Below are 14156 nucleotides of genomic sequence, written 5' to 3'. Positions count from 1 at the left end.
TCCCGGACGACGACTGCTGCCTGGGCGACGTTGTCGAGTGCGGCGAGTGCGGTTTCGATTTCGCCGGGTTCGATGCGGAAGCCGCGGATTTTGACCTGGTCGTCGGTGCGGCCGACGAAGAGGAGTTCGCCGTCGTCGTTCCAGCGGACGAGGTCGCCGGTGCGGTACATGCGGGTGCCGGGGGGGCCGTAGGGGTTGGCGGGGAAGCGTTCGGCGGTGAGGGCGGGGCGGTTGAGGTAGCCGCGGGCGAGGCCGGTTCCGGCGATGTAGAGCTCTCCGGGTATCCCGGTCGGGACGGGTTGGAGGCCGTTGTCCAGGACGTACACCTGGGTGCCGTCCATGGGGCCGCCGATCGGTACCGTGTCGGTGGCCTCCGCGGGTGACCGCAGTGGATGGCAGGTGGCGAAGGTCGTCGTCTCCGTTGGACCGTATCCATCGGTGACCACGATGCCCGGGCAGGCCTCCAGGACCCGTCGTGCCATCGCGGGCGGTACCAAATCGCCGCCTGTCCACACCTCGCGCACGCCGGCGAAGGATGCCGGGGACTCCTGCGCCAGCAGGCGGAACAGACCTGCGGTCAGCCACAGTGCCGACACTCCGTGATCGGTGATCGTCTTCTCGAGTGCGGTGGCGTCGAGGTCGCCGGGCGGGGCGATGACGATGGTTCCGCCGGAGAGGAGAGGTGTCCAGATCTCGTAGGTGGAGGCGTCGAACGCGTGGGGGGAGTGCATCAGTACGCGGCGGTGTGCGTCGGTGTCGAAGCGCCGGTCCCCGGCGAGGGTGACCACGTTGGTGTGGGTGACGGCGACGCCCTTCGGGACGCCGGTCGATCCGGAGGTGTACATCACGTAGGCGAGCTGCCCGGGGTGTCCTGCCGGTGCCGGGTCGTGGGAGGGCATGTCCTGCGGTTCCGCGGTGTCGTCGACCACCACCACTCGTGCGGTGTGGTCGAACGTCACGTGCCGGGAGGCCCGGTCGGTCAGCAGTACCGAGGCCCCCGTGTCGGCCATCACCGCCCGCAGACGCTCGGCCGGGGACCTTCCGTCCAGCGGTACGTAGGTCCCGCCGGCCTTCAGCACCGCCAGTGTCGACACCACCAGGTCGACCGACCGCTCCTGAAGGACGGCCACCGGGTCCTCGGTGCCGATCCCGGACCTGATCAGCAGGTGCGCCAGCCGGTTCGCGCGTGCGTTGAGCTCCGCGTAGCTCAGCTCCTGCCCCTGGAAGACCACCGCGGTCGCCTCAGGACTCCGCACCACCTGCGCCTCGAACAACCCGGGGAGCAGGGCGGTCTCGTCGGCCGAAGTCGTCGCGCCGGCCGCCCGAACGGACAGAAGACGCGTTCGGTCGTCGGCGTCGAGGAGGTCGATTCGACCGATCGGTGTGTGGGGGTCGGCCGACGCGATCGATTCCAGGATCCGCAGGAAGCGTTTGTGATGGGAGGCCACTTCCGACTCGTCGTAGAGGTCCGAGTCGGCGTCGAGAATGACCGTCAGACCCTGCCCGTCGGATCGTTCCAGAACGGTGAGCGCAAGTCCGTCGACGGGGCCGTTGGAGATGTTGTGGGCGGTGACGGAGTGCGTTCCGAACCGCAGGTCGTAGTCGAACGGCATGATGTTGACGGACAGGCCGAACACACCTGCCCCATTGTCGACGAGTTTCAGGTCGCGGCGTATGTCCTCGTACCGGTATCGCTGGTGGCGCAGCGCCTGCCGGACCTCCTGCGAAACTGCCCGGGTGAGCTCGGACAGCGATGTCCCCGGGTCGATGGAGAATCGCAGCGGCACCTGGTTGGACGTCACCGCGGGAATGTTCCGCACGGCGGCCGGCTTGGCCGCGACCACCATGCCCAGGGTCAGATCGCCGGCCGCTGTCATCCGGTGCAGATACGCGGCGGCGGCGCCGATCGCCAGCGCCGACCAACTCGTGCGGGCCTGGCGTGCGCTGTCGCGCAGGGAGTCGAGGGTGTGCTGCGACACCTGTGCCGTGCTGCGCAGACGCCCTCGCGAGGACCCCCGCTCCGATCGCATGGCCAGGGTCGCGACGCTGGGCATACCCGCCAACCGGTCGCGCCAGAAATCGCGATCACGCCGGAATCGCTCCGAACCGCGGTAGGACGCGTCGTCCTCCAAGAGCGTGTGAAGCCGTCCGAACGCATTCTCCGGGTTCGGCGCATCTTCGGAGAGTGCGGTGTACTCCTCGGCCAGGCGGCGAAGAAACGCTGCTCCGCTGAAGCCGTCGATCAGAATGTGGTGGTAGCGGTAGTAGAGGAAGAACCGGTCGTCCGCTGCCTTGAGCAGCGCCATCCGCCACAAGTCGTGCTTGATGAGATCCACGGGAGTGGACGTGTCGGTCCGCATCCAATCCCAGGCGGCCGCCACCGGATCCTCTTCGTCGCTGAAGTCCAGTACGTCCAGGACGAATTCGCTCCCGTCCTCGAGCCACTGGTAGGGCCCGTCAGCGTTTTCTCCCAGCCGGACACGCAGGGTGTCGACGTCGGCCACGGACCGGCGGAGAGCGGTCCGGAGCAGGTCGGAATGCATCTGACCCTGAATTTCCACGCATTCGCTGATGTTGTAGGCGAACCCGGTCGGGTCCAGTTGGTGCGCGAACCAAATACCGGTCTGCGGTAGGGACAGCGGCCAGGAACCGTTACGCGAGAAAGACATCGTCATCAACTTTCGAGGAAGAGCTGCTGAGGAGGCGAGTGCGTGAGGCCCACGGTGCCGCCGGCGGTTGGCTCACCTGAATGCCTGCGCCTGGTGTGGCCGGTGGGGTGTGAGAAGGGGCGGTGCGAGGACCGCTGGTGCTACGGCCGGAGAGGCTCGCCGGATCTCATGCGGCGAACCTCTCCGGTCACGGGTCCTAGCAGGGAATGCGGGAGGAGATCTCCTCGGCCAGGACGGCCGAGTGGGGTATGAAATAGAAGTGGTCTCCTGGGAACCTGAGGATCTCGAAATCGCTTTCGGTAACCTGGTTCCAGGTGCACAGTTCTGTCGGTGTGCAGCCCGGATCCATGTCGCCGCCGAACGCGCTGACCGGTGCTCGCAGCGGCACGAGCCGGGACGGACGGTAGGTGTCCAGCAGGCCGAGGTCGCTCCGCAGGGACGGCAGCAGCAGGTCGCGCAGTTCCGGGTCGGCGTAGACCTCAGCTGTCGGACCGCCCAGCTCGGCCGCCCACGCCGCCAAGGCCTCGTCGTCCGCCAGGTGTCCGGTGCCGAGCGGGCCTCCGGCGGGGGCAGGGCGGCCCGAGACGAAGAGCCTGACCAGCGCGTTCGGTTTCCATTCCTCGATCCGCCGAGCCACCTCGTAGGCGACGGCGGAGCCCATGCTGTGGCCGAACACCGCCACCGGCAGATCGAGGTATTGCAGCAGCTGTTCGGCGATGTCCTCCGCGAGATCCTCAAGGCTCGTGGGGAAGGGATCATCCAGCCGTTCCTGGCGGCCGGGGTACCGGACGGCGAGCATCTCGATGGTGGGTGCCAATGATCGGGGCCAGCCGTGGAACACGCCCGCAGTGCCGCCCGCGTGAGGCAGGCAGAGCAAGCGGGCGACGGGGCGCCTGACCGGATATCTGCGGAACCACGGGTCGCTGCTGTCGACGACCGGCTGCCACGGCGTGCCGGCAGGAATGCCTGCGCCCGGCGGATCGGAGACCGGCAGGTAGGGCGCGGTCATCCCACGCCCTCTATCAGACTCTTGGGTCGCAGGTCGGTCCAGTTGGCTTCGATGTAGTCCAGGCAGGACTGCTTGGTGTCCGCCGGGTGTACCACCGTCCAGCCCGCGGGAACCTCGGCGAACTCGGGCCACAAGGAATGCTGGTTCTCGTCGTTGACCAGGACCAGAAAGGTTCCGTCAGCGTTGTCGAATGGGTTGCTCATGATGACTGGCTCCTCGGTCACCTGATGGGGGTTGTGTGCACACGGACGCGGAGAGGTGCGGACCGCGGCAGTCGACATCGGTGATTCGACTGCCGAAATCCCGAGTTGATGTCTTGATCGACAGTTCGCGCACGTCTCCGCCCGGACTTGCGATCGCGGGGCAAGCGGTTCCGTAGCCGCGACTATCAGACCGCGAGGGGCGCGAACCCAAAAGTCCCGAAGAGGCGTTACTTGACAGCGCCGGCTGTCTCGGATCCAGCCGGATCACTCTTCTGCTGCGCTCTTGGCCCGGGGGCAAGCAGGGCAGGGTCCATGGATCGCTGCGTGACCTGTGCTCCGTGAACCGGTCCCATCAGGGCCGGGACCGAGCGTGCGTGTGTGCCCGTCCCGCGGCTCGGACGGGTGCGAACGTACGAGGGCGGACCGAACGGCCGGCGCGGGCGCCTGACGCGCCGACAGCCGGGCTGCGGGGCGGCGAGATGATCCGGTTCCTTCCTCCGGGAGAGGCTGAGCAGTGTCAAGAAGGAGTGCTGCGCCGCACCCGCTGCGGCGCGGACGGCGACTGCGCCGGATCGGAAGCGCATCCCGGGAGTGCCGCGCCGTGCATGTGGGCCCCTAGTGCGACACCCAGCTGGAAGCGGTTGTCGACGCCGAGGCGGTTCATCATGCCTCGCAGGATGTTGGTCACCGTGCGGGGGCTGATCGCGAGTTCTTCTGCCGCGCTGGCATCGGTGTGCCCGGCGAGCAGGAGGAGGACGAGCCTGCGCTGCCGTTCGTCGAGAAGAAGGCGGGGCGTTGACGACTTCCCTGACCGATTGACGGCACGAGGAGTCGAATACGGGTGCAACGTGCCCATTGTCAAGCCTCCGATGCCTCTCGATCTGCCGCGACCCCGTCGGTGCTGTCGACGCCGCCGGCTTCCCGCCGTCAGGTCGCGTGCACGAGCCTTGCAGGGGACGATCTGCGGTAGATGGCAGCCGGATCAACGCCGAATGCGCACGTCCGGTCCTGCTCCGGGTCCGGGGCGGCAGCGGATTCTGCTGAATCCGGAAAACTCAGTGGCGACCGGGGTGTGCTGCTCTGCTTGAATCTGCTGTGGCGGATGCCTCGTCCGGCTGTGTGGACGACAGAGCCGGGGCCGTCGGTCGTCTTGGACCACAGGTGTGAGGGTGGGGGCCGGCACGAGCGATCCGGGCGCTTCCGCTCTGGCGGGTCGAACAGCACATCGCATGACAACTCGTGGAAGGACGCTTGAGGGAGACATGGCGTCGCGCATCGTCATTGTGTCGGACTGTAGTGACGTCGCTTTCGTGGAGATGCGTCTGGTCATCCAGAAGGCCGCGGAGGCGATCGATCCCGGAGTCGATGTGAGAATCGAGCCGCTGGTCATCGCTCAGCCCTTCTCGGAGATCAACGCGGCCTTCCTGGTGCGGCTGGTGGCGGAGAGTGCTGCTGAGGGAACTGTGATCATGTGTGTGCTCAACAGCGCACCCGTCAGATCGGAGCGGCTCGTGGGTCGCACCGAGCGAGGCGGTCTGATCTTCGTGGGGGCCAACACGGGCGCTCTGGGATGGCTGGCCGCGGACTTCGGTGTGGCGGAGTGCTTCCAGATGGCGGATCCCGGATTCGTCCCGTTCGGCGGCAAGGCGGTCCACGCGCCAGTGGTGGGGGCTCTCGCAGCCGGCCGGCGCCCTGCCGAGGTGGGCGAGCCGTTCTCCGTGGACGCCGTGCGACGCCTTCCGCTGTCACAGGGCCTTGTGGTCCATGTCGACAACTTCGGGAACGCAAAGTTCGCCTTCGATCCCGCCGGTGTGCAGGAGGGCGATCATGTGACGGTCTCATGTTGCGATCACACATTTGAGGCCGTCTACGGGGAGCGCATGATGGATCATCAGGAAGGTGTGTGGGTGGTCTATCCCGGCAGTTCCTTCGGACTGCACGAGCTCGGCCAGGTTCGCTCCAGGGGCATGCTGGACCTCGACTGCGGTGTGGGATGCGTCCTGGACGTGCACCACTGACCCACCTGCTGTTGAGCTTGGCGAAATCTATGGCAGGGGCACGTCAATAGTGCATGGTGCTGGGGCGAGGGCAGCGCGGGGGAAGGGTGTGTGCCACGTTGGACAGGTATGAGGATCCGTCAGCCACGGTGCGGGACTTTTTCGAGCGCAAGGCCTCCGGTTACGACGAGAACTGGCGGGGCGCCCACGGACGGCTCGTGGATGCCTTGCAGTGGGCGGCCTTGGAACTGTCCGTCTTCTCCCGCCTGCCTCCGGGATTCCGGTTCCTGGATGTCGGGGGCGGGGCCGGGCGGTGGACTCACCGGATCGCCACCCAGTACCCGGCCAGCAGCGGCATGCTGTACGACCTGACAGCCGGGATGATCGACCAGGCCAAGGACAGGGCCGTCCGTCATGGTTACGACCATCGGGTCGTGCATCTGTGCGCTGATGTTCACGACGCGGCGGTCCTCCTGGAAGGGCAGACCTTCGACCTCGTCTTCAACAGCCACCATCTGCTCGGCTTCGTTCCCGACCCCGGTTCGGTGATCGCGTCGCTCGCGCGACTGCTCTCGGTCGACGGGCTGATGGTGTCGTTCCTGCCCAGCCGCTGGCACGCGGCGTTCGAGGAGCTGGCACTGGGAGCGACCGAACAGATCGAACGGAGCCTCGAAGGCCGGCACTGGCCAACCAACCCAGCGCCGTACTGTCACCTGTTCACCCCCGGGGAGATTCGCGCCACGCACGCAGCGGCGAATCTCAATGTCGATCTGCTGACCGGGTTCCCCAGCCTCATCTACCCGGACGTCGGTGCAGGTCCGGGCTCGAAGTCGGAACGGCTGCTGCAGAACGAAGAATTGTTCCAGCGCGTCCTCGCAATGGAGAAGGAGATGCTCATCGATCCCGACTCGGGAGGCCGGGGAGCCAATCTCTTCGTGGTGGCCTCACATGCCAGACCCGATCTCCGGTGAGTGCGGTGTGCCGGGTCGCACACCGGGCGCCGGCCCCACCGGCAGGCCGAGGTCGGGTACGGGAGCGAAGCCGCGCGACGACCCCCGGGGCCGCCGAGGTGAGATGTGCCGAGGCGCGGTCGGGGCTCCGGCACACCGCCTGTACCCCTGCGCCGGCCGGCCCGGTGTCGTGGGAGTGATCATCACGCCCCGTCCCGTCGAGCGTGACGCCGCTCCGTACGGTCCCGGTCTCACGGACGGTTGCCGGTCTTGCCGCCGGACAGGGTGGTGGGCACGGAGGACGGCTCCGGCGAGAGCGGCAGGCTCGAGACGAGTTCATCGGCGCGGGTGAGGCACTCGTCGGCGGCGGACTCCTGGCCGAGAGTCCGGAGTGTCTGGCCCAGCACCCTCAGTGCCTGACCGAGCTGGTGCGTGTCGGCCATGTCCTCGTACAGCTCGACCGAGAGCCTGGCTTGCTCGGCGGCCCGGTCGTACAGTTGCATGGCCGCCAGTGACTCCGCCAGCCGCAGCCGGGTGTGGCTTTCGCGAACCCGCAGGCCACCAGCGGTGCACAGGGCGAGGCAATTCTCGAACCAGGTCACCGCCGATTCGTACGAGCCGAGACGGTGGTGGGCCAGACCCAGCACGTAATGGACGTAGGCGGTACCGGCGGCGTTGCTCTGCGGGACCAGTTCGGCGAGCACTCGCCGGCAGATCTGTTCGGCCTCGCCCGGCTCGCCCATGTGCACCTTCAGCAGCGCGACATTCACGGTGGTGATCAGCTCTCCCCGTGCGTGGCCGAGCCGCCGCGCCAACTCGATGGCTCTGTCGTAGCACTCGATGGCGCCTTGGAAGTCTCCCCGGTTCTGTTTGGCGAGTCCGAGGTCGTTGAGTGCCTGGCGCATGATGACAGGGTCGTCGGAGTCGTCGCACATCCTGACCGCCTCGGACGCCCGCTGTTCCGCTCGGACGTAGCGGCCCATGGCCAGGTCCACACCGGCGTACAGGAAATGGACCCTGCCCATGGCCCGCAGGTCCCGTGACTGCGTCACGGCCGCCTGTAGGACGTCGAGGGCGTCCTGGAAGAAGGAGTAATTGAGCGTTTGCCACTGTGCACCGAGGACGATCAGCAGGTCGACGCAGGAGCGCAGCCGCGACAACGCATCCTGCGGCGGCCCGTCCCACAGTGCCCCGCCCGCCGAGGCCGTTTCCATTCGGGCCAGTTGCCGCACCAGGCCGAGCGCGCACTCGCCCTCCTCCGCGGCCCAGCCACGGGCCTCTGCGGCGTTCGCGAATCGCCGGCCCACGGATCGAGTCGGGCTGAGCGCGCTCTCCATGGGGTCCGCGACCACCTGGGCGAAGGCGTTCTTCGCAGAAGCGAGGAGGAAATCCAGCAGCCGCGTGACCGCCTGCCGCTGCTCCTCCGGGTGGGTCTTGCGGCGTGCGAAGTCACGCAGCAGCGCGTGGAACCGGTAGCGTCCGGGGGCTGGTGACTCCAGCATGGCCTGGTCGACGAGGGCGTCGAGCAGTACCTCCGCGTCGTTCTCCGCCATGTCCATCAGCGCCGCTGCGCACGTCAGCGAGAGCGAGGGACTGTCCACGGTCGCTGCCCTGCGCAGCGCCTTTGCCTGGTCCTCGGGCAGATGCCGGTAGGTGAGGTCGAAGACGGTGGAGAGGGTCATGCTTCCCGACCGGAGTTCCTCGATGCGTTTGAACTCGTCGGAGAGGCGATTGCTGAGCGAACGCAGTGACCAGTGGGGCCGGGCGGCCAGCCGGGCGGCGACGATCCGAATGGCGAGCGGCAGCATCGCGCACGACTCGATCATCTCCAGGGCCGCCGTGCGCTCGGCTTCGACGCGTTCGGCACCAAGCGTCCGCTTCAGCAGGTCCAGGGCCTCGGAGGGGTAGAAGGCGGGCACTTCCACGTGCAGGGCCGCCAAGCCCGCGAGCCGGGTGCGGGTGGTGATGAGCACGCCGCACTCCGCCGAACCGGGGAGCAGGGGACGGACCTGCTCGACGTCGACCGCGTCATCCAGGACCAGCAGCACACGACGTCCGTTCAGCACCGTCCGTAGCAGCGCGGTGCGTGCCTCCAAGGTCGCCGGGACGTCGTCCGGACAGTAGCCGAGGGACACGATGAAACCCGCCAGTACGTCGTCCGGCCGTACGGGACCGCCGTCGCCGGCCCGCAGGTTGGCGTAGAGCTGGCCGTCGGGGTACGAGCTTCGGATGGTGTGGGCGACATGTACCGCAAGGGCGGACTTCCCTACACCCGCCATGCCCAGCAGCACGCTCACGGGCAAGGCGGACCGCTGCGGCGAGTTCAGCAAGGAGGCGATCGTCAGGGTGAGATGGGATCGACCGGTGAAGTCTATGAGGTCGGGCGGAAGCTGGGCCGGATGATGGCTTGGGAGGTCCTCGCGGCCCGGTGGGGTGGACGTCGGCTCGTCCGCCGTCGGAGAAGGCTCGGCGGCGGCCGGGGATGCGTGCTCGACCGTGTTTGCGATGACATGGGGCTTGCGTGAGGGCGCCGCATCCAGCAGTTCCTCGCATCCCGCCAGTACGCGCTGGTGCAACGCGTGCAGTTCGGGCCCGGGCTCCACACCCAGTTCGCCGACCAGCACATCGCGAGCCCTGCGGTAGGTGTCGAGCGCCTCGGCTCTCCGCCCGGACTGGTACTGCGCGTGCATGAGCAGCGTGTACAGCCGTTCCCGAAGCGGATAGCGGTCGATCAACCCCGGTAGCTCCGACAGGTAACGGATGCCGTGGCCGAGCGCGAGACCGGTCTCCATCAGCTCCTCCTGCAGAACGAGGCGGACTTCGTTCAGCCTGTCGCGCTGCAGAGTTGCGAACGGGCCGGGAATCGCGGCCAGGGGCTCACCACGCCATAGCGCGAGCGCCGCCTCCAGACGATCGTAGGCCCCTTCGAGGTCGTCGACCCGGCGGGCGTGATAGGCGCTGCGCGCCAAGTGTTCGGCGTCCAGAAAGTCGACGTAGTCGCCGTCCAGAACCAGTCGGTAACCGTCTCCCACCGAGACCAGCGTGCTGGGGAACCTGCTGTCTTCCTCGAGTATCTTGCGCAGGCGCCAGGCATAAGTGCGCAGCGTTCTCCTCGCCGAGGCCGGCTCGTTGTCGCCCCAGAGCGCTTCGATGAGGTTTCCGGCGGTGGCGGTCCTGCCCTCACGCATGAGCAGGGCGACGAAAAGAGATTGCTGCTGTGGGCTGCCGAGATCGACCTGTGTTCCGTTCCGGTGCAGTTGAAGGAGCCCGAGGATGGAAACCCGAAGGTTTGGCACGCTTCGTCCTTACTGCGATGGGGACTTGGCTTGGAGAACGTATAACCGGAGCCGTCTAGCGGTGGTCAGAGTAACGGATCGGACTCGTCGGCGACGCGTGAACCTTGACCCACTTTCGGTGGATGAAAGTTGACCCCCGCTGTGTCCCGTGATGTTGGTCATTCCCTGGTGTCGGCAGCGGATACCCGCCGAGGTCGCGGCCGTGCATGCAAGAGCGGTCGCTCGTGGGCGAGTTGCTTGTGGTGCGGTGGACGAGGCGGGTCGTGCCGGTCCCAGGTGGCCCGGGGATCGGGACCGGTGAGGATCCGATGGCAGGCCCGTCCGCGGGCATGGCGGGCGGCCTCGACGCCGTCGTAGGTCACCAGGACCCGGTCCAGCTCGGCGGCCACGGCGATGTGGCGGCCGACTGCCGTCCACGCCGGTCGCCACTCCTCCCGGCCCGACTCGACGACCCGAACCTCCTGAAGGGGATTCCCTCTCAAGCGCCGCCACCGGTCCCTTTTCGCCTGTCGGCGACACGGACTCGCGGCCGAATCGCGAAGGCGGCCAGTAGGCGCGGCCTCACATCAGGAGGGTGAGACGTCATGTCATCCATCGGAAGGGTCTGCCCCGCCCGGTTGCCTACCTCTGGTGGCCGCTGGACGTGTGCCTGAGCGACCACTCCGCTGACGTGGGCGATCACGGGATGCCGGCTGTGCAACGCGATGCCCTGGGGGTACGGGAACGTCGCGGAGGTGGAAACCGTCTGTCGAGAGGAGCTGACCGGGCCTTGGGCGCTCGTTCAGACAAGCGGCCGACGGCGGGCGGGACAGAGGCCCGACTTGACGACGACCGGGGCCGTTGGTGCGGCAGATTTCCGGACGGTGGGACCGGGTGTGATCGCCTCAGGTACGGCCCCACTGCTCCTGCGCCAGGTGCAGGTGCGGTGCCTGCGTGGCCCAGGACACCTGCCGAACGGGCCAGCCTGCCGCTCGGACCGATGCGACGACCGCGTCGTCGTCCTCCACTACGAGGTCGATGCGACGGATCCGCGCCAGCTCCGCCAGCCAAGCTGTCTTGAGCACACTGGCGGGACGGTCGTCCCCGTCCGGACGCATGGAGAGATGCACGACCGGCAGATTCTGTGCCCGGAGCCATTCGGTGGTCATGGAGCGGATGCGTTCCGGCCGCCCGGTGATCCATGCCACCTCATGGGTGGCCATGAGCTCCGACGCCAGGGCGACTCCCGCACGCAGAGGGGCGTCGCTGCCCGCCAGGGAGAAGAAAGCCTCCCAGTCGGGTGGCGAAGCGGTCAGATGGACCACGCGGTGAGCGACGTCAGCCACCACGCCGTCGATGTCGAAAACGGCCCAAGGGCGTCGGGTCTCGGTCACGCGGATCCTCCAGGCAGGTGTCAAGGGCAGAGTACGAAGGGGCCGGCTACCGGCGGGAGAGGGGGCGATCGAGAACGGCACGAGACCGCTGAGGGGTCCCCGGACAAGCAACGACGCAGCACGAAGTGGCGTCAGCTGTGCAAGAGGCGCGCCGCCCTGCATCCGCTGCCGCACCGACGGTGCCGGCCGCGCCGAAGCAGGGGTCTCCCACACGGGCGAATGCCGTGCTGAGCGGGCTGGTACGCCCCGCCGTGATCCGGTGAGCTCCTCGTCGGCCGTCAATATGGCAGGCGTGACGCCGCAACGCCAGTCACGAGAAGCCGGGACATCTCTCCGGCCAACCGGCGCCAGGGGGCGCGACCACGTGTCCCGCATTCGCGGTACCTGACCCTCGTGACTTGGGCGGCGCCCGCGGGCCGCCAATCATGGATGCCACGACGACTTGTGGGCCATGTCCACGGTTCCCGTTCGCGGGCAGGAGCCTGCGACCGCGGCCGCCGTGTCGCCCGCGGAAGACGGCAGCCTGCCGGGACAGCCGGGTGAGCCGTCCAGTGCCGGCCACGCCACGTCCCGTAGAGAAGGGGAACCCCGTCCCATGCCCACACAGACTGACGCGACCCGGGCTCCCCAAGCTGTGGCGCCCCATGGGCCCGAGAAGCAGCATCAGCTGTTCGTCCCTGACGACCCGCTCATCTGGTTCGACGACGCCCGCAGAACATCGCCGGTGCTCTGGCACCCCGAGACGGCGTCCTGGTACATCACGCGCTTCGACGATGTCTGGCGGCTACTGCTGGACGACCGGCTCGGTGCCCGCAGTCCCGAGCCTTTCCTGCGTGAGCTCGCCGAACCGCAGAGGGCGGCCGCCCGGCCGTTCGTCGAATTCCTCTCACGGTGGCCGATGTTCCTCGACCCGCCACGCCACACCGTCATCCGCAAGGTCATGCGGCCCGCTTTCACGCCGGACGAGGTTTCCCGCGTGGCGGGAATCGTCCAGGACAGCATCAGCCCGGCTCATGACGGGGCGGCAGGGGCCGATCTGGTGCAGACACTGTTCCAGCCGGCTTGCCGGACGGCGCTGAGCGCACTGCTCGGGATTTCGGCTGCCGACTTCCCGCGTCTGGTCGACTGGTCCGAGCGGCTGATGGAGTTCGTGGGCCGTGGCAGTATCGACCTGGCGCTGGTGGACGAGGCCGAGAAGGCATTGGACGAGCTGACGGACCTCACGCGAAGGACGCTCGCCGCCGGGGGGAGCCCTCTTGCGGCCTCCGTCGGGAGAGCCGTGGACGCCGGCGTCGTCGGTCTGGCCGACGCGGTGGCGATCTACGCTCAGATCGTCACCGGGGCCCTGGAGCCCACCGTGGCCGTTCTCGCCGTGGCCGTCGAAGCTCTCGGCGGCGGACCGGCTCATGTCCACGGGTACCGCACCGACCCCGACGGATTCGTCACCGAGGCCGTCCGCCTGGCGACACCCTTCCACCTCGCGCCCCGGCGTGCGGCACGCGACCTGGACGTGCGCGGCAAACGCATCCCCGCCGGGGACAGGGTGGTCCTGGTCCTGGTCGCGGCCAACCGCGACCCCGAGCGATTCCCGGAACCCCTGAGTTTCCGCTGGGACCGTACCGGCGCTCACGTGGCTTTCGGTCGTGGGCGGCACGCCTGCCTCGGAGCCAGAGTCGCCCATCACACCATCCGCCCGGTACTCGATGCCTACGTGTCCCGGTTCCGGCTCGCCCCGCCGCCCGTCGCTGTCCGTTGGAGCATCGGCATGGGCATGCGTACCCCGCTCGGCATCACCACCCGGATCACGGTGTGACCCGCCCCGTCGATGTGGCGGCCGCGCCACTCCCGAAAGGCAACACTATGCCCGTCTACATGTACTGGTCGGGACAGGACTTCGACTTCGGCAACTTCCTTGCCGTGGCCTCCGCGGGCCTGCATACACCCGACCGGGTCGTGCTGCTGGTCGACGAAGTTCCGGTGGACAACCACTGGTTCTCCCTGTTGGCCAAGGTACCCCGGATCAGTGTGGAGCCGGTCGACGCCGAGTCCCGCCTGACCCCCGAACACGCCGCGCTGTACCGCCGCATGACCTACGTGGCACACCGTTCGGACCTCATCAGCTTCTGGGCACTGGCCCATGGAGGCGGCCTCTACCTCGACACGGACACCCTGACCACCCGCCCTCTGGACGACCTCCCGCACCGGCTGCTGCTCGATGACGGGAAGATCGTTCACATTGGCGTCATGGGGTTCCCGCCCGGCGATCCGTTGCCCGCGGCCATGGTGGACGACCTGCTGTTGATGCCCCCGCAGGACCTCGATGTCTACCAGAGCATCGTCTACCGCTGGACCAGACTCGTACGTCAGACAGCCGAGCCCGGTGACTTCGCCGACCTGAGGAGTTTCTTCCCCCGCCATTGGAAGGAATGGGAGGAGATCTTCACCCGGCCGGCCCGCGCGGGAGAGACGGACTCCATCCGCATCCTGCACCACTACGGCTGGTTCAGCCGTCACTACACCGCCTCAATGGACGTGGCCTGGCTGCGCTCGCACCCGTGTCTGTTCAGCGAGCTCGCCCTGCCCGTCGTAGCGGCGCTCGAAGATCACCTCGGTGATCTGGACCACGTGGGAGCGCTGTCGTGAGCCGGCTCCCTGGTGC

Annotated in this window: 10 protein-coding genes; 4 read left to right on the top strand and 6 right to left on the bottom strand. The window is 67.9% G+C overall.

Annotated features, from left to right (window positions below):
* The 4 genes from ACIP9H_RS39390 to ACIP9H_RS39375 all read right to left on the bottom strand — a co-directional run.
* Positions 1 to 2669, bottom strand: a 2669-nt coding sequence (locus ACIP9H_RS39390; protein ID WP_401963759.1) for an amino acid adenylation domain-containing protein, incomplete at its 3' end; no start/stop codon positions are given.
* 196 nt (positions 2670 to 2865) lie between these two features.
* Positions 2866 to 3678 carry a thioesterase II family protein gene (locus tag ACIP9H_RS39385; RefSeq protein ID WP_401597874.1) on the bottom strand — a complete coding sequence of 271 codons (813 nt, stop codon included), beginning with the start codon at positions 3676 to 3678 and terminating at the stop codon, positions 2866 to 2868.
* Positions 3675 to 3881: an MbtH family protein gene (locus ACIP9H_RS39380; RefSeq protein ID WP_401597871.1), complete on the bottom strand. Its 207-nt coding sequence runs from the start codon at positions 3879 to 3881 to the stop codon at positions 3675 to 3677. Before ACIP9H_RS39380 ends, ACIP9H_RS39385 begins: the two co-directional genes overlap by 4 nt.
* Before the next feature lie 517 nt (positions 3882 to 4398).
* Positions 4399 to 4737, bottom strand: coding sequence for a LuxR C-terminal-related transcriptional regulator (locus ACIP9H_RS39375; RefSeq protein ID WP_401963756.1), 339 nt, complete (start codon positions 4735 to 4737; stop codon positions 4399 to 4401).
* Positions 4738 to 5143: 406 nt separating this feature from the next.
* On the opposite strand from ACIP9H_RS39375, the gene ACIP9H_RS39370 reads away from it, so the two are divergent.
* Together ACIP9H_RS39370 and ACIP9H_RS39365 are read left to right on the top strand one after the other, a co-directional pair.
* Positions 5144 to 5899 (top strand): SAM-dependent chlorinase/fluorinase, encoded by a 756-nt coding sequence (locus tag ACIP9H_RS39370; protein WP_401597866.1) that lies wholly within the window; start codon positions 5144 to 5146, stop codon positions 5897 to 5899.
* Between the two features lie 128 nt (positions 5900 to 6027).
* Positions 6028 to 6849 (top strand): class I SAM-dependent methyltransferase, encoded by an 822-nt coding sequence (locus ACIP9H_RS39365; RefSeq protein WP_401597864.1) that lies wholly within the window; start codon positions 6028 to 6030, stop codon positions 6847 to 6849.
* A 230-nt stretch (positions 6850 to 7079) separates the two neighbouring features.
* Here the strand turns inward: ACIP9H_RS39365 and ACIP9H_RS39360 are convergent, their stop codons facing one another.
* Entirely contained in the window at positions 7080 to 10124 is a 3045-nt protein-coding gene (locus tag ACIP9H_RS39360; protein ID WP_401963754.1) for an AfsR/SARP family transcriptional regulator, read from the bottom strand.
* A gap of 884 nt (positions 10125 to 11008) precedes the next feature.
* Complete coding sequence (locus ACIP9H_RS39355) at positions 11009 to 11497, bottom strand: hypothetical protein (protein WP_401597859.1); 489 nt, start codon at positions 11495 to 11497, stop codon at positions 11009 to 11011.
* Between the two features lie 595 nt (positions 11498 to 12092).
* Between ACIP9H_RS39355 and ACIP9H_RS39350 the strand changes: the two genes are divergently transcribed.
* Together ACIP9H_RS39350 and ACIP9H_RS39345 are read left to right on the top strand one after the other, a co-directional pair.
* Positions 12093 to 13310, top strand: coding sequence for a cytochrome P450 (locus tag ACIP9H_RS39350; protein ID WP_401963752.1), 1218 nt, complete (start codon positions 12093 to 12095; stop codon positions 13308 to 13310).
* A 47-nt stretch (positions 13311 to 13357) separates the two neighbouring features.
* Positions 13358 to 14140, top strand: a complete 783-nt coding sequence (locus ACIP9H_RS39345) for a glycosyltransferase (protein WP_401597853.1) — start codon at positions 13358 to 13360, stop codon at positions 14138 to 14140.
* Positions 14141 to 14156: the final 16 nt, after the last annotated feature.

The organism is Streptomyces sp. NPDC088732 (genome assembly GCF_044751205.1).
In the GTDB taxonomy this organism is placed as follows: Bacteria; Actinomycetota; Actinomycetes; order Streptomycetales; family Streptomycetaceae; genus Actinacidiphila.
Note: the sequence above shows the minus strand (reverse complement) of the source record. Positions and strands in the feature narration are given on the sequence as shown.